We start from the raw sequence: 18,891 nt of genomic DNA on the forward strand, positions 1-18,891 counted from the left end.
GACGTTACCGAAGGGGCAAGTTTTTTAAGCGTTTTCATGCAGCTTCTGATTGCCGCAGGCCAAACCGGCAAGCTCTTGCCGATGTTATGGCTCTGTGACGGACCCTTGTTCGGTCAGAGGCCAATAGAAATCCGGCGGTAATCCTGCTTCTGCGCGCTTTTCCTCGTTAAAAGGAGGTTTCAGCGTACTGTGGAAATACTTGCGGACCAGCTTATGAAAGACATCTTTGGGGTCCAGATTGTGACGGCCGCACAAAAAGTTGAACCATTTTGACCCATAGGCCACGTGGCCGACTTCTTCGGCATAGATGGTTTCCAGCGCTGACACGGTTTCGGTTTCGCCCGCCTTTTGGAAAACGGTGATCATGCCGGGGGTCACGTCGAGGCCGCGTGCCTCAAGCACCATGGGAACAACGGCCAAACGCCCCAGAAAATCTGTGGCGGTGTCCTCGGCGGCGCGCCACATTCCGGCGTGGGCAGGCAAGGCGCCGTAATGGCTGTCTAGGTTCTCAAGACAGTCGCATACCAGATTGAAATGTTTGGATTCTTCGTCGGCTGCCTTGACCCAGTCGTCGTAAAATCCGACGGGCATCGGGGTGTCTGCAAATCGGGCAATGATATCCCAATGCAAATCAACTGCGTTCAATTCGATATGGGCCACCGCGTGCAACAGGGCAATGCGCCCTTGCGGGCTACCCGGGCGGCGGCGGGGCACATCGCGGGGCGATAACAGCTCTGGTTTGTCAGGACGTGAGGGCATGATTGGCGGTGTCGCCGTGCCGATTTCGATCTCGGACCCAGCCTTGCGCGCGGCAAACCATGCGGCGGCGTATTTGTGAGACAGCGCGGTTTTCGCGCGCCCGTCTGCCGTTGTCAGAACCTCGACAGCCATTTGTGAAAGCGTTTGGGTCATCCCAGCGCCTTTACTGCGTCGAGCACGTCTTGGACATGGCCGTCGACTTTAACCTTGCGCCAGACATTCGCGATGCGACCTGTGCCATCAATCAGGAACGTCGAGCGCTCGATTCCCATAAAGGTCTTGCCGTACATCTTTTTCTCTTTCCAAACGCCATAGGCTTCGCAGACCTCGCTGTCAGCATCCGACAAAAGCGGCATGCCCAGCTCTTTTTTGGCAAGAAACCGCTCGTGAGAGGCCATGTTATCTTTGGAAATCCCGAACACATGTGCGCCGGCGGCGTCGAACGCGGCAAGGTTTTCGGTGAAACCGATGGCTTCTTTTGTGCATCCTGCCGTATTGTCCCGTGGATAAAAGAACAGCACGATTGCCTTGGGTTGCAACGCAGAAAGCGTGACAGATGTGTCGCCCGTTGCGGGCAGCGTGAAGTCCAGGGCCATGTCGGCAACGTCAACCATCGAGAGTCTCCTTGGGTCAGGTGCGCGTACCGTATATAGTCGAGCGTGGCGAGCAATAGAAAACACATAATGGCAGGGCAAACCGCTGACCGAAACACCAGATATCTCTTCTCAAGCGCCGGTGACCGGACGGCGACGCCGTCTGTTTGGCATTTGGGCGCTTCAGAGCCTCGCGTTGCTGGCGATCGTTGGCGCGGTGGGCTTGTTTGCTTTGCTGGGGCGGCCGGTGGATTTACCGCAATGGGTCGTGAGCCGGATTGAGCAGACCGTTAACCAACGCATCCAGAAATTTGATCTGGCTTTGGGTGAGGTGTCCATTGTTGTCGAGGATAACTGGAATCCGCGCATCTATGTGCGCGACGTCGAAGTCTCCGAAGTGGGGTCGTCAAGCCGCATCGATCTGGAAGAAGTCCACACCACGCTATCGGTTTCCAATCTGATACAGGGTCGTATCGCACCGCGCGAAATTGTTGTCTCGGGATTGTTTTTGAATATGCGCCGCTTGCAAGACGGATCGTTTGATCTGGCGTTGGGCGAGGGCGGTCAGGCGGTCAACCCGATCAACCGGACGGCACAAATTCAAGATGTCGGGCGCATTGTCGAGGACATTCTTGATCGTCCTGCGTTTGCCGAGTTGGATCGGCTGTCGATGGATGCGCTGGCCTTGCGTTACGAAGATGTGCGGGCAGGGCGTGGATGGACTGTGGATGGTGGTTTGGCACGCATGGAACGCGAAGGCGATTTTGTGCGTCTGCACGCGCAGTTTTCGGTATTGGGCCAGCGTTCGTATGCATCAACGGTCGATGTGTCGTTTGAAACCTCTTACGGGTCCGAGGAATCGCGGTTTGGGATGTCGTTTGAAAGCTTGCCTTCTGGCGATATCGCGTCCCAGTCGCCTGCCGTCACTTGGTTGAATGTGTTTAAGGCCCCGATTTCCGGATCGTTGCGGATGTCGACGGATGTGACCGGCCGCCTTGGTCCGACGCATGTGTCGCTTGAAATCGGCGAAGGGGTCCTTCAGCCCAACGAAAATGTACGTCCGATCCCGATCGAGTCTGCCCACACTTTTCTGTCTTATGATCCTGCAACGTTGACATTGGCGTTGGAAGACTTTGCGTTGAACTCCAAGCTTCTCAAGGCCGAAGCTGTGGGCAAGGCCGTTCTGGCCAAGCTTGTCGAGGGGCGCCCCGAAGAAATGCTGGTTCAGATGAACCTGAGCAAACTTGAATTGAACCCGAAAAATTTGGCCGACGTGCCGATTGCGCTGGATGACTCTTTTATCGACTTCCGGTTGCGGCTGAACCCGTTCGAGGTGTCGTTGGGGCAATTGGTGCTGCGTCAGGATGGGCACCGTTTGTTGTTGAATGGCGAACTGGCCACCGATGGCGAGAATTGGGTGTATTCCCTGGATGGTCATATGAACTCGGTTGAACCTGATCGGTTGATCGGAATTTGGCCGGATCGTGTGAAGACCAAGCTTCGCAAGTGGATCGTCGACAACATCCACAGTGTTCAACTGAGCGATATCAATCTGGCGGTGCGCTCGCGGGTCGATGCACCGCCGGATGTCTATGCGGATTTCCAGTTCAAAGATCTGGATTTGCGGTTCATGAAAACGATGCCCCCCATCAAAGGGGGGGCGGGATATGCGACCTTGATCCGCAATCAGTTCATCGTCGGGGCAGAACGCGGCGTCATTCGTGCCCAAGAAGGCGGCGAGGTTCAAATCCAGAACACTGGCTTTACCGTAACCGATACGCGGATCAAAAAATCACCGGCGATTGTGCGCATCGTCGGCCAAGCCCCGGTCAAAGCGGTGTTGTCGCTGCTGAATCGCAAACCACTCGAGATCATGACCAAGGCCAATTTACCCGTGGATGTCGGCAGTGGCTGGGTCAAAGCCACCGGATTTCTGAATTTGGTGCTCAAGGACAAAATTTTACCCGAGGATGTCAAATTCGACATCTCGGGAACCGTCAGCGATGCCAAAAGCACGCATTTCCTAAAGGACAAGGTCATTTCAGGCGATCTGACTGTGCATGCCACCGATGAGCGTGTCGAACTTGGCGGGCCGGGCTTTGTGGGGGATTTGCCTGTCGAGGCCGCATGGTCTTTGCCCATTGGCCGCAAGAATGACGGCACCAGCACGTTGACTGGATGGGCCGAGCTGAGCGCGCGAACCCTCACGGAATTCAATGTGGGTCTCCCCAAAGGCACGGTGACGGGACTGGGTCGTGGCAGCTTTGTGATTGATTTCGTCAAAGGCACGGCGCCCAAAATGGCGATCACCACTGATTTCACAGGTGTCGGCTTGTCGTTTCCACCTTTGGCATGGGAAAAACCTGCCAAGACCGCAGCCAGCGGCACGTTGGATCTGACCCTTGCAGAGGCCCCCGTGATTGACGGGTTTTCGATCAAGGCGCCGGGCCTAAAGGCGGATGGTCGGATTGAACTGGCCCCAGATGGCGGATTGGGGCGATTGGTGATGAACAGCCTAAGCGTCTCTGACTGGTTGACAGGCACCGGTGAATTGCGTGGCCGCGGCGCAGGCGTGGCCCCCGAAGTCATCGTCCACAACGGGTCGCTGGATATGCGTCGCATGCCCCCGCAGGTTGGCGGCAGCAATGGAAACCCAAGCGACAGCGGAATCGGACCCGCATCCGTGACCTTGGACCGTGTTCAGGTCACTGACACGATCTCGTTGCGCGGCTTTAAGGGTGATTTTGTGAATACAGGCGGCCTTAAGGGGCGCTTTACGGCTTTGCTGAACGGCTCGGCCCCTGTCCGAGGCCAGCTTTTGCCGCAGTCGGGACGCACTGCTGTGCGTGCGCAATCTGATCGCGCCGATCTGGTCCTGACCGCGCTTGGCGTGGTGCCGTCGGCTTCGCGTGGAACGCTTGATTTCCGGCTGGACCCCACGGCCAAGGCCGGAGAATACGACGGAGCGTTTGAGATCAAGAATATCAAGATCAAAGAAGCGCCTGCCATCGCAGAGCTTTTGAATGCCATCAGCATTGTGGGCCTGATTGAACAGCTCAGCGGGCCGGGAATTCTGTTCACCGATGTGGCGTCTCGGTTTCGGTTGACGCCCTCGCAGATCATTCTGGCCCAAGGCAGTGCCGTGGGACCCGCAATGGGATTGTCGATGGATGGGTATTACAATTTTGCCAACTCGATGCTGGATATGCAGGGCGCGATTTCACCAATCTATATGGTGAATTTGGTGGGACAGCCGATTGCTGCGCGCAAAGGCGAAGGACTTATTGCGTTTAACTACAACCTTTCAGGCCCTATCGACGACATGAAGGTGTCAGTGAACCCATTGTCTGCCTTGACGCCGGGCTTTTTCCGAGAGATTTTCCGCCGCCCGGCCCCCAAATTGGAAAAATGAAACCGATGCAGCTGTCTGACTTTGACTTTGATCTTCCGGACCACCTGATTGCGACACGTCCGGCTGTTCCGCGCACCTCAGCCCGTTTGCTGGTGTCCAATGGCCCACAGACCGTTGATGCCACCGTGGGGGATATGCCCGAATGGTTGCGCCCCGGAGATCGGCTTGTGCTCAATGACACCAAGGTTATTCCGGCGCGCCTGACCGGGGCACGTCATCGGGTCGGCCCAGAAGGTCCAACCAGCGCCAAGATCGAAGTGACCTTGTTGGAACCGCGCGCAGATGGTCAATGGAGCGCGCTTCTCAAGCCGCTCAAGAAAGTTCGTGAAGGCGAAGAGATTGTCTTTGCCGACAACTTCAAGGCCACCTTGTTGCACAAGGATGCAGGGCAGGCGGTGTTACAGTTTGATCTGCGCGGCGAGGATTTTGACGGGGCGTTGGCTGCTGCTGGTGCGATGCCTTTGCCGCCCTATATTGCCGCCAAACGCGCCGCAGATGAACAGGATAAAACCGATTATCAAACCGTCTGGGCCGAACATTCGGGCGCTGTCGCGGCCCCCACAGCGTCGTTGCACTTTGATCAGGCTTTGTTGGATACGCTTGCGCAGATGGGGGTGACATTCACCTTTGTGACGCTGCACGTCGGGGCAGGGACGTTTTTACCGGTGAAAGTCGACAACGTGCTGGATCACAAAATGCATTCCGAATGGGGCCGCGTCAGCCCCGAGGCCGCGCGCGATATTCAGGACACCAAAGCCAACGGGGGACGTGTGATTCCGGTTGGCACCACGGCGCTGCGTCTGATTGAAACCGCAGCGCGCAGCGGACAGATACAGCCGTGGCAGGGGGGAACCGACATTTTCATCTATCCCGGGTTCACATTTCATGTGGCGGATGCGTTGATCACTAACTTTCACCTGCCCAAATCCACCTTGATGATGTTGGTGTCAGCCTTTGTCGGTGCAGATCGTATTCGCGAGATTTACCAACATGCCGTATCCAAGGAATATCGCTTTTTTTCTTATGGCGATGCCTCTTTGCTGATACCCTAGATGTAAATTGATGGCGCAAATGCGCCAAGCAGGTCGCAGACAATACATATGGCTGTGGCAAATTCGTGCAAGAAAGAACGCTTAGACGAATAGGAGTCGCGGGTGTTCCAGTTTCTTTCCAGCGCATGGGCGCTTTTGTTGGGTATGATGCTTTTGATGGTCGGCAACGGCCTTCAGGGGACATTGCTGGGTGTGCGTGGGGAAATCGAAGGGTTTTCTACGTTTGAGATGTCGATCGTGATGTCGGCCTATTTCGTCGGCTTTCTAGGTGGCTCGCGCATGGCACCAGATATGATCCGACGTGTGGGGCACGTCCGCGTCTTTGCCGCCCTTGCATCGTTTATTTCTGCTGTTTTGATTTTGTATCCCACATTCGCAAACCCGTGGGTTTGGGTCGCAGGCCGGATTGTGATCGGGTTCTGTTTTTCGGGCGTGTATGTGACCGCGGAAAGCTGGATGAACAACGCCGCTACCAACGAAACCCGTGGTCAGGCTCTGTCTTTGTATATGATCGTGCAAATGATTGGGATCATTGCCGCACAGGCGCTTTTGCTAGCGGCCGATCCGTCGGGATTTGTGCTGTTCGTCATTCCATCTGTTTTGGTGTCGATCTCTTTCGCCCCTATTTTGCTGTCAATTTCACCGACACCTGCGTTTGAATCCACCAAACCCATGAGCCTTAAGGAGTTGGTTGGATACTCGCCATTGGGGGCTGTTGGCATGTTCCTGTTGGGCGGGGTCTTTTCCGCGCAATTTGGTATGTCGGCGGTGTATGGCGCTCAAATCGGCCTGAGTCTGACCAAATTGTCGATCTTTGTGGCGTCATTCTATGTCGGGGCGACCTTGTTTCAATATCCGCTTGGCTGGTTGTCGGACCGGATGGATCGTCGCGTTCTCATTATGGGCGTGGCCCTTGCGGGGGGCGTCGGTGCTGTGATTGGTATGATGTTCGGTGAAAATTATTTCGTCTTGTTGGGCGTCGCGATGATCATTGGCGGCACGTCAAACCCGCTGTATTCCCTGTTGATCGCCCATACCAACGACTTTCTCGAACTCGAAGACATGGCGGCGGCGTCCGGCGGGCTTATCTTTATCAATGGGATGGGGGCTATTGCCGGTCCGATTATCACAGGGTGGATGATGACGGCGTTGGGCGGACCCGGATTTTTCCTGATGATTGCCGGGCTTTTGATTCCGATGGCAGCCTATGCTGGATACCGGACAACACGACGTGCCGCGATCGCCGTCGAAGACACAGGAAGCTTTGCCGCGCTGACACCGGGGTCATCCCCGGTTGTGGTTGAAGTGGCGCAAGAAATCGCGATTGAAACGGCTCTGGAAGAGGAAGAAGCAGAGAATGCCGCATAATATGTCGTTGATGACGCAATTTGTTACTGTGATTTTTACCTAAACTCTGTGTAACATTTTTATGTCACCGTGGTGGGTGGCGTCAGCAAGGAGATGGGGCAATGGCAGGGCCCGAAGAAATTCTTACGTTCTGGCTAGACGAGGTGGGCCCTTCGGGGTGGTACGCCGTGTCAGATGAACTTGATCAGCAGATCCGCGACAAATTTCTGGAGACATGGAAAAGCGCGAAACAAGAGTACCTGACAAAATGGGTGACATACCCCCGCGGTGCACTTGCGTTTATCATCCTGACGGATCAATTTCCGCGCAACATGTTTCGCGGTGATCCCAAGGCGTTTTCGTCTGATCGCGCGGCTCTTGCGGCGGCCAAGTCAGCAATTCACAACAAATGGGATCTTAAGATTTCGGAGCCCGAACGGCAGTTTTTCTATCTGCCTTTGATGCATTCCGAAAATCTGTGTGATCAGGAACGATGTGTGCGCATGATGTTGGAAAGAATGCCCGAAACCGGGAATTCCAACATGTTACATGCCAAAGCGCATCGCGAAGTGATCCGCAAGTTCGGCCGATTCCCGTATCGGAATGACGCATTGTCACGGCCGTACACCGGCCCAGAACGTGCATACCTGAGCACAGGTGGATATGGGGCGACGGTTCAAGAACTTCAGGCTGCCAGCTAGGGCGGCCTGACGGCACATATCATCTGGTGCCAAGTCGACAGGTTTCGTTGAAGTGACTGAAAAACTGATCTAGGCTTCTTGTTAAATCAAAAACGAGGAGGGGCTTATGACCAGCAGCACATTCGACATGATTGTGATCGGCGCAGGACCGGGTGGATATGTGGCCGCGATACGTGGGGCGCAACTTGGTCTGAAGGTCGCGATTGTTGAACGCGAACATATGGGTGGCATCTGTCTGAATTGGGGATGCATCCCGACCAAAGCGTTGCTGCGGTCCTCTGAAGTGTTTCATTTGATGCATAGGGCTTCGGAATTTGGGCTCAAGGCCCAAAGCATCGACTTTGATCTTGAGGCGGTTGTTAAACGATCCCGTGGGGTCGCAAAACAGCTGAACTCTGGCATCGGTCACCTGATGAAAAAGAACAAGGTGACTGTGGTCATGGGCGAGGCCACGCTGGCTGGCGCCGGGATGGTCAAGGTGTCCACCGAAAAAGGTCCGCAATCGCTCACGGCACCGCATATTGTTGTGGCCACGGGGGCGCGTGCACGCGAACTTCCTGGGCTCGAGGCAGACGGTGATCTGGTGTGGACCTATAAGCACGCGCTGACTCCGCCACGTATGCCTAAAAAATTACTGGTGATCGGGTCGGGCGCAATCGGCATAGAATTTGCCAGCTTTTACAATACATTGGGGGCTGACACGACCGTTGTCGAGGTGATGGATCGGGTGTTGCCTGTCGAAGACGCCGAGATCAGCGCCTTTGCCAAAAAGCAATTTGTCAAACAAGGCATGACGATCATGGAAAATGCGTCGGTTCAAAAGCTGGATCGTGGCAAAGGCAAGGTGACGGCGCATATTGAAGCCGCTGGCAAGGTCCAGACCTTCGACTTTGATACCGTGATTTCAGCGGTTGGAATTGTCGGAAATGTTGAAAACCTTGGACTTGAGGCCGCTGGCGTCAAGGTGGATCGTACCCATGTGGTGACGGACGCATATTGCCGGACAGACGCCAAGGGCGTGTACGCCATCGGCGACATCGCCGGCGCACCCTGGCTTGCCCACAAAGCCAGCCATGAAGGCGTGATGGTGGCCGAATTGATCGCTGGCCAAGATCCGCATCCGGTGAAGCCAGAGAGCATCGCAGGCTGCACCTATTGCCATCCACAAGTGGCAAGTGTCGGGTATACCGAAGCCAAGGCCAAAGACGCCGGATACGATATCAAAGTCGGGCGCTTCCCGTTTATTGGTAACGGCAAAGCCATTGCTCTTGGCGAACCCGAGGGCATGGTGAAAACTGTGTTTGATGCCAAAACCGGAGAGCTCTTGGGGGCTCATATGGTGGGGGCAGAGGTCACAGAGATGATTCAGGGGTATGTCGTCGGGCGCACGCTTGAAACCACCGAGGCCGAGCTGATGCAGACCGTATTTCCACATCCAACCCTGTCGGAAATGATGCATGAAAGCGTGCTGGATGCCTTTGGGCGTGCGATCCATATGTGATCGCACCGTATGGCAAGCTTGAATAGAATCGTGATGAATAAGACCAGCCGCCAATGGCTGCGCGCGCTTGATCTTGAAAACATGTCGATTTGCGAAATCTCTGGCAAATGGGGCAAGACCTTGCCAGTCAAAAAATACAAATCTTATCATTTCCCCAAGTTTGATATCTGCGCGGGGCCGTTTCTAAATCCGCGGGGCAGGGCGCGCCAATATGATCTGATTTTGGCCAATCAAGTCTGGGAGCATCTGGATCGGCCCTATATGGCGGCGCTGAACGTCTATGATATGTTGCGCAAAGGCGGGTATTTCTGGATTGCGGTGCCGTTTTTCGTGCCACTGCACGGCGCGCCGGTGGATTGTTCGCGGTGGTCGGCGCGGGGGCTTCGGAACTTCTTGATAGAGGTCGGCTTCAAAGATACCGAGATTCGGACCGAGGAATGGGGCAATCGCGCGGCTGCCCTGCGCAATCTTGAACCGTCATGGCCCCCAGAATACCACCCGGAGACAGACGATTTGTCCAATGACCCGGCGTTTCCGATTTGTGCATGGGCCTTGGCGCGCAAAACCTAGGTGCCGTCAAGGGGCCTCGATTTGGCCTCCGGCGCGGATCCAATGCCCTATGCCGCCGATATTATGCACATCCTCATACCCAAGCTTTCGAAGCAGTCGTGCGGCGGAATACGACCGCCCGCCAGAGGCACAATACAGGAAAATCGTGGCCGTCTGGTCCAACGATGGATGACAGTCAGGATGTCCCGGAGTGGCCATATCTTGCAGGCGAAACAATGGGATATGAATTGCACCTGTGGCATGCCCTGTGCTGGAAACCTCGGCTTGTTCGCGCACATCAATCAGAATCGCAGTGCCCTCGCGCAGTGCGTTGACGGCATCCTCAGGTCCAAGTTTATGCGAACGAAGGTGTTTCCAAAACTGCATCAGAACGTCCTTGGTATTGTCAGTGTTCGGGTTGCACCAACTTAACATTCCATAATTGGAATTCAATAACTATTCATCGAGAGTGTCTATTGTTCCTACTTTGTTCACACATTTCGCTTGGATAATGCGTTCGATTTATCTATTTCTTGGGCAGGAACCTGGGGGCTAGAATGGCTGAACTCAAAAATATCGAAGTACGCGGTGCCCGCGAGCACAATCTCAAGAATATTGACGTTGATATTCCGCGTGACCAATTGGTGGTGATTACCGGGCTGTCTGGTTCCGGAAAATCATCTTTGGCCTTTGACACGATCTATGCGGAAGGCCAGCGTCGCTATGTAGAGTCCTTGTCGGCCTATGCGCGTCAGTTTCTGGATATGATGGAAAAACCCGATGTGGATCACATCAGCGGGCTGTCTCCGGCGATTTCGATTGAACAAAAAACCACGTCAAAAAACCCGCGTTCGACGGTCGGCACCGTTACCGAGATTTACGACTATATGCGCTTGTTGTTTGCGCGCGTCGGCACCCCGTACAGCCCGGCGACTGGCCAACCGATCGAAGCCCAGCAAGTTCAGGATATGGTCGACCGTATCATGAGCTTTGAAGAGGGTATGAGGGGGTATTTGCTCGCCCCTATCGTGCGGGATCGCAAAGGGGAATATCGCAAGGAATTCCTCGAGTTACGCAAACAAGGCTTTCAACGCGTCAAGGTCGATGGCGCGTTTTACGAGCTGGATGACCCCCCCACACTTGATAAGAAATTCCGCCATGACATTGATGTCGTGGTGGATCGCTTGGTGATCCGAGAAGGGCTCGAGGTGCGGCTGGCGGATTCTCTACGCACCGCGCTGGATCTTGCAGATGGAATCGCCATTCTGGAAACGGCCCCAAAAGAAGGTGACCCCGAGCGCATCACATTTTCTGAAAAGTTTGCCTGTCCGGTCAGCGGATTTACCATTCCTGAAATCGAACCACGGCTGTTTTCCTTTAACGCGCCGTTTGGCGCTTGCCCTGAATGTGACGGCCTTGGCGTTGAGCTGTTTTTTGATGAACGTCTCGTGGTGCCTGATACCACGCTCAAGGTCTATGATGGGGCACTGGCCCCGTGGCGCAAAGGTAAGTCCCCGTATTTTCTGCAGACCATCGAAGCCATCGCAAAACACTATGAGTTTGACAAAAACACACCTTGGAAAACGTTGCCCAAACATGTGCAGCAGGTGTTTTTATATGGATCGGGGGATGAAGAAATCCCATTCCGGTATGATGAAGGCGGGCGTGTGTATCAGGTGACGCGCGTGTTTGAAGGCGTCATTCCTAATATGGAACGGCGCTATCGCGAAACAGACTCCAACTGGATTCGCGAAGAATTCGAGCGCTATCAAAACAATCGGTCCTGCGGGGTTTGCGAGGGGTTTCGTCTGCGCGAAGAGGCGCTGGCGGTCAAGATTGCGGGTCTGCATGTCGGGCACGTCGTTCAGATGTCTATCCGCGAGGCACTGGCGTGGATTGAAGATGTTCCAAATCACCTGACCAAGCAAAAGCAAGAGATTGCCCGCGCCATTGTTAAGGAAATCAGAGAACGCCTTGGATTTCTAAATAATGTTGGATTAGAGTATCTTACGCTGTCACGTTCAAGTGGTACATTGAGCGGTGGAGAAAGCCAACGCATCCGTCTGGCCAGCCAAATTGGCTCTGGTTTGACGGGGGTTCTCTATGTGTTGGACGAACCCTCTATCGGCCTGCATCAGCGCGACAATGACCGCCTTTTGGGCACGCTTAAGAACCTGCGCGACCAAGGCAACACTGTCATCGTTGTTGAACATGATGAAGAAGCCATTCGAGAGGCCGATTACGTTTTTGATATCGGTCCTGGGGCAGGCGTACATGGCGGGCAGGTTGTCTCGCAAGGCAAACCCGAAGAGATTTCCGCTGATCCTGCGTCGATGACCGGGCAGTATCTGTCTGGTGCACGCGAGATCCCGGTGCCGTCCGAGCGGCGCAAAGGCAATGGCAAAAAGCTGAGCGTGGTCAAAGCCACAGGCAACAACCTGAAAAAGGTCACGGCGCATTTCCCTCTGGGCAAGTTTGTCTGCGTGACAGGGGTTTCAGGTGGCGGCAAGTCGACGTTGACGATCGAAACCTTGTTCAAAACGGCGTCTATGCGTCTGAATGGGGCGCGCCAGACCCCTGCGCCCTGCGAAACCATCAAAGGGCTAGAGCATTTGGACAAGGTGATCGATATCGATCAGCGCGCGATCGGCCGTACGCCGCGGTCCAACCCTGCGACCTATACGGGGGCATTCACCCCGATCCGCGATTGGTTTGCAGGTCTTCCTGAAGCCAAGGCACGTGGGTACAAGCCGGGCCGCTTTAGCTTTAACGTCAAGGGGGGACGCTGTGAGGCGTGTCAGGGCGACGGGGTTATCAAGATCGAAATGCACTTCTTGCCCGACGTGTATGTCACATGCGAGACCTGTCAGGGCGCGCGCTACAATCGTGAAACGCTAGAGATCAAATTCAAAGGCAAGTCGATTGCGGATGTCTTGGATATGACCGTCGAAGACGCCCAAGATTTCTTCAAGGCGGTGCCCAGTATTCGCGACAAAATGGATGCATTGGCGCGTGTGGGGCTTGGCTATGTCAAGGTGGGTCAACAGGCCACCACCCTGTCAGGCGGCGAGGCCCAACGCGTGAAGCTGTCCAAGGAATTGTCCAAGCGATCGACGGGACGTACGTTGTATATTCTGGATGAGCCCACCACGGGTCTTCATTTTGAAGATGTGCGTAAGTTGTTGGAAGTCCTGCATGAATTGGTCGAGGGAGGCAACACCGTGATCGTGATTGAACACAATCTGGATGTTGTGAAGACCGCCGACTGGATCATTGATATCGGTCCCGAAGGCGGCGACGGTGGCGGTGAGATTGTTGCCGTCGGCACCCCCGAAAAGGTCGCCAAAGAACCCCGAAGCCACACCGGACATTATCTAAGTCAGATGTTGGGCGGTACAAAAAAGGTCGCGGCTGAATAAGCGCGCGACGCGAAGTTGTAAATCCGTGTGCGGCCCCGATCCTCGTGGATGTTGGGACCGCACATATCTTGGCTTTTAGGACCGGTCGCGCTTCTCAAAACGTGGTAACATGGCGCTAAAGTCCATGCCCAGGCCGTCTTCGTTTTCCACAAACTGTGTATACAGGTCGCGTGCCATTTCACCCATTGGCGTATCGGCGTTTACTGATCCGGCAGCCTGTTGTGACAACCGCAAATCTTTGAGCATCAATTCAGACGCAAAGCCGGGCTTGTAGTCATTGTCAGACGGGCTCTGGGGGCCAACACCTGGTGCGGGGCAATAGGCATTCATTGTCCAGCTATAGCCTGATGATGTGCTTACGACATCAAACATTTTCTGACGATCAAGGCCAAGTTTGTCTGCAAGAGCAAAGGCTTCGCAGGTGGCGATCATGGTGACACCCAAAATCATGTTGTTACAGATTTTGGCAGATTGGCCCGCGCCTGCATCCCCGCAATGCACGGCTTTTTGGCCCATGATGTCAAACAAAGGCGCGGCTTTTGCAAAGGCGTCGGCGCTGCCGCCGGCCATAAAGGTCAACGTACCACCTTCGGCACCGCCAACGCCGCCCGATACAGGGGCATCTACCGAAAGAAGCCCCGCAGTTGCGGCGTCTTCGGCCACGGCACGCGCACTGTCGACATCCACGGTCGAGCAATCCACCAAGGCGGCCCCTTGTGCCATCGCGGGAATGATCTCGGCGGCTACAGCGCGCAAGATTTGTCCGTTTGGCAACATGGTGATCACGACGTCCGCACCCGAAGCAGCGGCGGCACCGCTGTCGGCGAGGGTCACGCCATCAATGGCGACGTTGGCCATATCAAAGCCCACCACATCGTGTCCAGCTTTGGCCAGATTGGCCGCCATTGGACCACCCATATTGCCCAATCCGATAAATCCGATTTTCATGGACTACTCTCCCTTTTCAAAAGTCAGTTTATTATCCCCAAGCGGCATCAACATGCTGGACACGGCCACATCGGGAACCCCGGTTAGGTCGTGTTGCCATTTTGGGGTGTGATCTTTGTCGATGATTTTGGCGCGAATGCCCTCAAGGAAATCTCCGTGCTCCATTGCCCGATAGGTGAAACGGTATTCCTGTTTGAGAGGCATGCGAATGTCGGTGCAATTGCGCACACGGTGGATGATTTCCAGCGCACAGCCCATCGCCAGCGGCGAATTTTTTGCCATCAGGTCCAGAGTTTCCGACGCAAAGTCAGATGTGTCTGCGCGCAGGGCGTTCACCACGTCCCGCAGGGTTTCCCCTGCAAATTCTGCGTTGATCTGACCCATCTTGCCTACAAGGTGGCTTTGGGGCGCATCTTGCTTGGTACACAGATCGTCAATACAGGTCCAATCCCCGGTTTCCTCAAGCTGCGCAATCAGCGCTGGCCACTGCTCTTCTTCGATATAGTAATCTGCAAAGCCCGCCAAAATGGCGTCTGCCGCCGACATATGTGCCGCCGTCAGCCCAAGGTATTCGCCCAGACGTCCAGGCGCATGCGCCAAAAGATAGGTGCCGCCGACATCTGGGATCAGACCGATTCCGACTTCGGGCATGGCAATGCGGCTGGTCTTTCCGACGATACGATGCGAGGCATGACATCCCACACCAACGCCGCCGCCAAGGGTATATCCCTGCATAAAGCTTGCGACCGGCTTGTCTATTTCGAACATTTTGGCGTTCATTCTGTACTCGTCGGCCCAGAACTTACGTCCATAATCGTAATTTTTGGCGATTCCGGTGTTGTACAGTTCGGCAATGTCGCCACCGGCGCAAAAGGCCTTCTGGCCCTCTGCGTCGATCACAATCATTTTGACATCATCGTCAATGGCCCACGCGTCCAACGCATCCTCGATGGCGATGCACATGGCATAGCTCATCGCATTCAGCGCCTTGGGACGCGTGAGAGTGATGCGGCCGGTCTTGCCGACCTTGCGGATGGAAATGTCATCCATATTTGGCCCCAAATCAGGCGTGTTCAGCCAAAAGCGCACGCGCCACGATCAAGCGCATGATCTCGTTTGTGCCTTCAAGAATTTGATGCACGCGCAGATCCCGCACGATTTTTTCGATGCCATAATCCGCCAGATACCCGTATCCGCCATGCAGCTGAAGACATCCATTGGCAACGTCAAACGCCACATCGGTGACCATCAGCTTGGCCATGGCGCAGAATTTGGACGCATCGGGCGCCTTGTTGTCAAGTTTCCACGCCGCTTGGCGCAGGAACGTCCGCGACGCCTGAAGTCTGGTTTCATATTCTGCCAAACGGAACTGCAGAGCTTGGAACTGGTTGATGGATTTTCCGAATGCCTTGCGCTCGGCCATATATGCAATGGTCAGGTCAAGCGCATTTTGCGCCCCGCCCAATGCACCGGCGGAGATATTCAGGCGGCCCCCGTCCAAACCGGCCATCGCATAGACAAAGCCTTTGCTTTCTTCACCGATCAGGTTGTCGGCAGGCACGGTACAGTCATCAAACTGGACTTGGGCCGTCGGTTGCGCCTTCCAACCCATTTTGTCTTCCAGCCCGCCATAGCTCAGGCCATCGGTGCCAGCCTCGACAACAACGGTTGAGATCCCTTTGGGGCCATCGTCGCCTGTGCGGACCATGGTGACATAGGCGTCGGAATATCCGCCGCCGGAAATAAACGCTTTGGTGCCGTTCAACGTATAGCCGTCGTTTGTGCGTTCGGCGCGCGTGCGCAGAGCCGAGGCATCAGACCCCGAGCCCGGCTCGGTCAGGCAGTACGAAAAGATTTTGTCCATGGTGCACAGGTCAGGCAGCCACTTTTGTTTGGTGTCTTCGCTGCCGAATTTGTCGATCATGCCGCCACACATATTGTGGATAGACAAGAACGAGCCAACCGCAGGGCAGGACATCGCAAGGGCTTCGAACACCAAGGTTGCATCGAGACGCGACAGGCCAGAGCCGCCGTATTCTTCAGACACATACAAGCCGCCAAACCCGAGCTCCGCCAATTTGGGCCACAAATCCTTTGGAATTGTGCCTTCCCGTTCCCATTGCTGGGCAAATGGGGCGATGTGCTCTTCGCCAAAGCTTTTGGCCATATCAAAGATAAGGGTTTGTTCTTCGGTCAGTGCGAAGTCCATGTGGTTCCTCCCAAAACGCGCAATTGAACAGTCGTTAAATTGTACAATTCTTGCAAGACTATGTCAGCGGGCAAATTTGCAAAATGATTTAGCAAAATTACAAATCTGCATGAAATTCATCGACCAAATGCTGCACGACAGCGCGTAGCGCCTGATCATGGCTATAGTCGGCCTGAAGGGCATCGCGGTACACGCCTCTTTGCTGATCCGCGCTGTTGCCACGTGCCAGAATATTGCGGGTGTTTTCGACCTCTGCCAGTGATGACAGGGCTTGGGCATCCTCTTGCACAAGTGCGATCATCTCTTCGACAAGATCGGAAAATGGCACGATTTCGCGTTTGCCAAAATCAATCAACCCTTCGCCCAAACCATAGCGTTGAGCGCGCCAGCGATTTTCAGCGATCAAAAAGTTATCATATATGCGCCAGCGCTGATTCTTGGTCGCCAACCGCCAAAGCATGCGCGTCAGGGCTTGGGTTAATGCTGCAAGCGTTAACGTGGTTTCCAAGCGCGGCGACACGTCGCAAATCCGGCTTTCAAGGGTTGGAAACCGCGAAGAGGGCCGCAAATCCCACCATATTTTGCTGGCGTCTTCGATCACGCCGATCTCGGTCATAGCATCTACCGAGCGTTCAAATTGCCCCCAGCCATCCAGTTTGGGAGGCAGCCCCGTGCGCGGCAGGTTGTCAAAAACCGTTAATCTATAGCAACTTAGGCCAGTATCATCACCTTGCCAAAATGGCGAAGAACAACTGAGCGCGAGAAGATGTGGCAAGAAATACTTGAGCTGGTTCATCAGGTCGATACGTTGATCGCCTGAGGCCAATCCAACATGGACATGCATCCCGCAGATCACCATACGTCTGACCACGCCCGCCAGATCATCGCGCAGATTATTGTACCGGTCTTTGTCCGTATGATGCTGGCGGCGCCAATCTGAAAATGGATGGCAAGAGGCGGCGATTGGCGCAAGATTGAACTGGTTCGCAACACGCGCCACCGTGCTGCGCAATCTCTTGAGATCTTCGCGCGCCTCACCGATGTTTTGGCAAACCGTGGTGCCGATTTCGATCTGGCAATTCAGAAACTCGGGACTGACCTGACCTTCCAGCTCGGCCTTGCATGCCGTCATCAAAGCATCAGGGGCAGGGGCAAGATCAAGACTGTCTTTGTCGACAAGCAGGTATTCTTCTTCGATGCCGATGGTAAAATCTGGTTCTTTCAATGACATAGCACGCCGCCCTTCTGAATGTGCCAAGTTCAGCAGGAAATGCGCATAAGTTCAAGTTATCCGAGGATCGCCTGCGTCAACTTAACCTTCCCGCACGGGAGGCTTTCGATTGAATAGAATTCCATTGTTGGAATATAATTGCACCGAAACGCGCAAACTTTATGGAGAATAATATGCGGGCAATTTTGAAGTATGCGGTCTTGGCCTTGGCGCTTGTGGTGACACCCATTGTGGCAGCAGCCGAAGAGGTAAAACCGCGCTTGTTTGTAAGCTTGACCACCGATGACACATGGGCTGCAAGCAAAGCAATTATGTTTGCGCACCAAAAGGCCCAAAAAAATGGCTATGACGCGGCGATCTGGATGAACGTGCGTGCGGTGTATCTGGCGGACAAAAAACGCCCAAGCCATATCCACGGGTTGATGGCGGAAAAGGGGACATCCGTTCAGGATATGCTCACGGCCTTTATGGCGGATGGCGGCACGGTCATCATGTGCGGGGCGTGCTCCAAGGCGGCAGGGCTGACCAAAGCGGATTATATCGACGGTGTGCAGATGGGGGATTTCGAGCTGATCGAAAGCTGGTTGTTCGACCCAAATACCAAAACTCTGGCATGGTAACACATTATTTTTGCTGATAATTCAGGCGCTCGGATCAGCTTTGTATGCTTCGGGCGCCTTTTTTGTGTGCGCAGAATGTGCCTAGGCGTGCACGTGCAACATCTCGGAAATGCTATTGTGCGCCAGCCCTAAGACCGCAAGTGCTTGGGCTTCGTCTTCGAGAATAACGCAAATAATGCCTTCGACATCTTCCCACGATCGTGCCGCGATTTGCGCCATGAGCTGCGCGATTTCCGTAGGGGCGTAATACACCACGACGGTTTGGGCCGTGCCTGCCGTAAAGACATCGGCCTTTTGCGCCTGATGTTTCATGATTTTGGTAAAGTCGCGCTCGAGATCGGTCACCTGTGCCAAGTCAATGAGCTGTTTTTGGCCGGGCCGGCAATCAGGGTGGGCAGCATATTCGGCAAAGGTTTTCAGGCTTGCATCAAGTTCAACAAATCCAATGTATTTCACATAGACCAAATCAAGGGATTTAAGAATCTGAAAACTGAGCGCCATTTAGCTGTCCTGAGCGTGGAATAAGAAAGGGGCGGCAAAAGCCGCCCCT

At 54.7% G+C, this 18,891-nt stretch carries 16 protein-coding genes; 8 read left to right on the top strand and 8 right to left on the bottom strand.

Translation table 11 applies throughout. From position 1 onward, the window contains the following. Nucleotides 1–84 precede the first annotated feature (84 nt). Together FAP39_RS08810 and FAP39_RS08815 are read right to left on the bottom strand one after the other, a co-directional pair. The gene (locus tag FAP39_RS08810) at nucleotides 85–912 is read right to left on the bottom strand and encodes a ferritin-like domain-containing protein (protein ID WP_138016030.1); all 828 of its coding nucleotides are present in this window, start codon (nucleotides 910–912) and stop codon (nucleotides 85–87) included. Continuing rightward, on the bottom strand, nucleotides 909–1,373 hold the full coding sequence (locus tag FAP39_RS08815; RefSeq protein ID WP_138016031.1) for a peroxiredoxin: 465 nt from the start codon (nucleotides 1,371–1,373) through the stop codon (nucleotides 909–911). The genes FAP39_RS08810 and FAP39_RS08815 overlap by 4 nt, the downstream gene beginning before the upstream one ends. Nucleotides 1,374–1,494: 121 nt before the next feature. Between FAP39_RS08815 and FAP39_RS08820 the strand changes: the two genes are divergently transcribed. The 6 genes from FAP39_RS08820 (at nucleotide 1,495) to FAP39_RS08845 (ending at nucleotide 9,935) form a co-directional block, all read left to right on the top strand. Further along, nucleotides 1,495–4,764 carry a YhdP family protein gene (locus tag FAP39_RS08820; RefSeq protein ID WP_138016032.1) on the top strand — a complete coding sequence of 1,090 codons (3,270 nt, stop codon included), beginning with the start codon at nucleotides 1,495–1,497 and terminating at the stop codon, nucleotides 4,762–4,764. Nucleotides 4,765–4,769: 5 nt separating this feature from the next. Next, the gene (gene queA, locus FAP39_RS08825) at nucleotides 4,770–5,816 is read left to right on the top strand and encodes a tRNA preQ1(34) S-adenosylmethionine ribosyltransferase-isomerase QueA (protein ID WP_138016033.1); all 1,047 of its coding nucleotides are present in this window, start codon (nucleotides 4,770–4,772) and stop codon (nucleotides 5,814–5,816) included. 102 nt (nucleotides 5,817–5,918) lie between these two features. Beyond that, nucleotides 5,919–7,184: an MFS transporter gene (locus tag FAP39_RS08830; RefSeq protein ID WP_138016034.1), complete on the top strand. Its 1,266-nt coding sequence runs from the start codon at nucleotides 5,919–5,921 to the stop codon at nucleotides 7,182–7,184. A 101-nt stretch (nucleotides 7,185–7,285) separates the two neighbouring features. Continuing rightward, the gene (locus tag FAP39_RS08835; protein ID WP_138016035.1) at nucleotides 7,286–7,864 is read left to right on the top strand and encodes a DUF924 family protein; all 579 of its coding nucleotides are present in this window, start codon (nucleotides 7,286–7,288) and stop codon (nucleotides 7,862–7,864) included. A 106-nt stretch (nucleotides 7,865–7,970) separates the two neighbouring features. Then, on the top strand, nucleotides 7,971–9,365 hold the full coding sequence (gene lpdA / locus FAP39_RS08840) for a dihydrolipoyl dehydrogenase (protein WP_138016036.1): 1,395 nt from the start codon (nucleotides 7,971–7,973) through the stop codon (nucleotides 9,363–9,365). Between the two features lie 33 nt (nucleotides 9,366–9,398). Further along, entirely contained in the window at nucleotides 9,399–9,935 is a 537-nt protein-coding gene (locus FAP39_RS08845; RefSeq protein ID WP_246059029.1) for a class I SAM-dependent methyltransferase, read from the top strand. Between the two features lie 6 nt (nucleotides 9,936–9,941). Here FAP39_RS08845 and FAP39_RS08850 read toward each other — a convergent pair whose 3' ends face one another. After that, entirely contained in the window at nucleotides 9,942–10,301 is a 360-nt protein-coding gene (locus tag FAP39_RS08850; protein ID WP_138016038.1) for a rhodanese-like domain-containing protein, read from the bottom strand. Nucleotides 10,302–10,471: 170 nt separating this feature from the next. On the opposite strand from FAP39_RS08850, the gene uvrA reads away from it, so the two are divergent. Continuing rightward, nucleotides 10,472–13,333 carry an excinuclease ABC subunit UvrA gene (uvrA, locus tag FAP39_RS08855; RefSeq protein ID WP_138016039.1) on the top strand — a complete coding sequence of 954 codons (2,862 nt, stop codon included), beginning with the start codon at nucleotides 10,472–10,474 and terminating at the stop codon, nucleotides 13,331–13,333. Between the two features lie 75 nt (nucleotides 13,334–13,408). Here the strand turns inward: uvrA and mmsB are convergent, their stop codons facing one another. The 4 genes from mmsB to FAP39_RS08875 all read right to left on the bottom strand — a co-directional run bounded on the left by mmsB (nucleotide 13,409) and on the right by FAP39_RS08875 (nucleotide 17,721). Further along, entirely contained in the window at nucleotides 13,409–14,281 is an 873-nt protein-coding gene (gene mmsB, locus FAP39_RS08860) for a 3-hydroxyisobutyrate dehydrogenase (protein ID WP_138016040.1), read from the bottom strand. Nucleotides 14,282–14,284: 3 nt separating this feature from the next. Beyond that, the gene (locus tag FAP39_RS08865; protein ID WP_138016041.1) at nucleotides 14,285–15,331 is read right to left on the bottom strand and encodes an enoyl-CoA hydratase/isomerase family protein; all 1,047 of its coding nucleotides are present in this window, start codon (nucleotides 15,329–15,331) and stop codon (nucleotides 14,285–14,287) included. A gap of 13 nt (nucleotides 15,332–15,344) precedes the next feature. Further along, a complete protein-coding gene (locus FAP39_RS08870; RefSeq protein WP_138016042.1) occupies nucleotides 15,345–16,490 on the bottom strand; it encodes an acyl-CoA dehydrogenase family protein in 1,146 nt (381 codons plus the stop codon). Nucleotides 16,491–16,587: 97 nt separating this feature from the next. After that, on the bottom strand, nucleotides 16,588–17,721 hold the full coding sequence (locus tag FAP39_RS08875) for a carboxylate-amine ligase (protein ID WP_138016043.1): 1,134 nt from the start codon (nucleotides 17,719–17,721) through the stop codon (nucleotides 16,588–16,590). A gap of 173 nt (nucleotides 17,722–17,894) precedes the next feature. Between FAP39_RS08875 and FAP39_RS08880 the strand changes: the two genes are divergently transcribed. Beyond that, entirely contained in the window at nucleotides 17,895–18,341 is a 447-nt protein-coding gene (locus FAP39_RS08880) for a DsrE family protein (protein ID WP_138016044.1), read from the top strand. Between the two features lie 81 nt (nucleotides 18,342–18,422). On the opposite strand, the gene FAP39_RS08885 is transcribed toward FAP39_RS08880, so the two are convergent. After that, nucleotides 18,423–18,842, bottom strand: coding sequence for a hypothetical protein (locus tag FAP39_RS08885; RefSeq protein WP_138016045.1), 420 nt, complete (start codon nucleotides 18,840–18,842; stop codon nucleotides 18,423–18,425). Nucleotides 18,843–18,891: the final 49 nt, after the last annotated feature.

The organism is Shimia litoralis (genome assembly GCF_005518135.1).
GTDB classification, from domain to species: domain Bacteria; phylum Pseudomonadota; class Alphaproteobacteria; order Rhodobacterales; family Rhodobacteraceae; genus Shimia_E; species Shimia_E litoralis.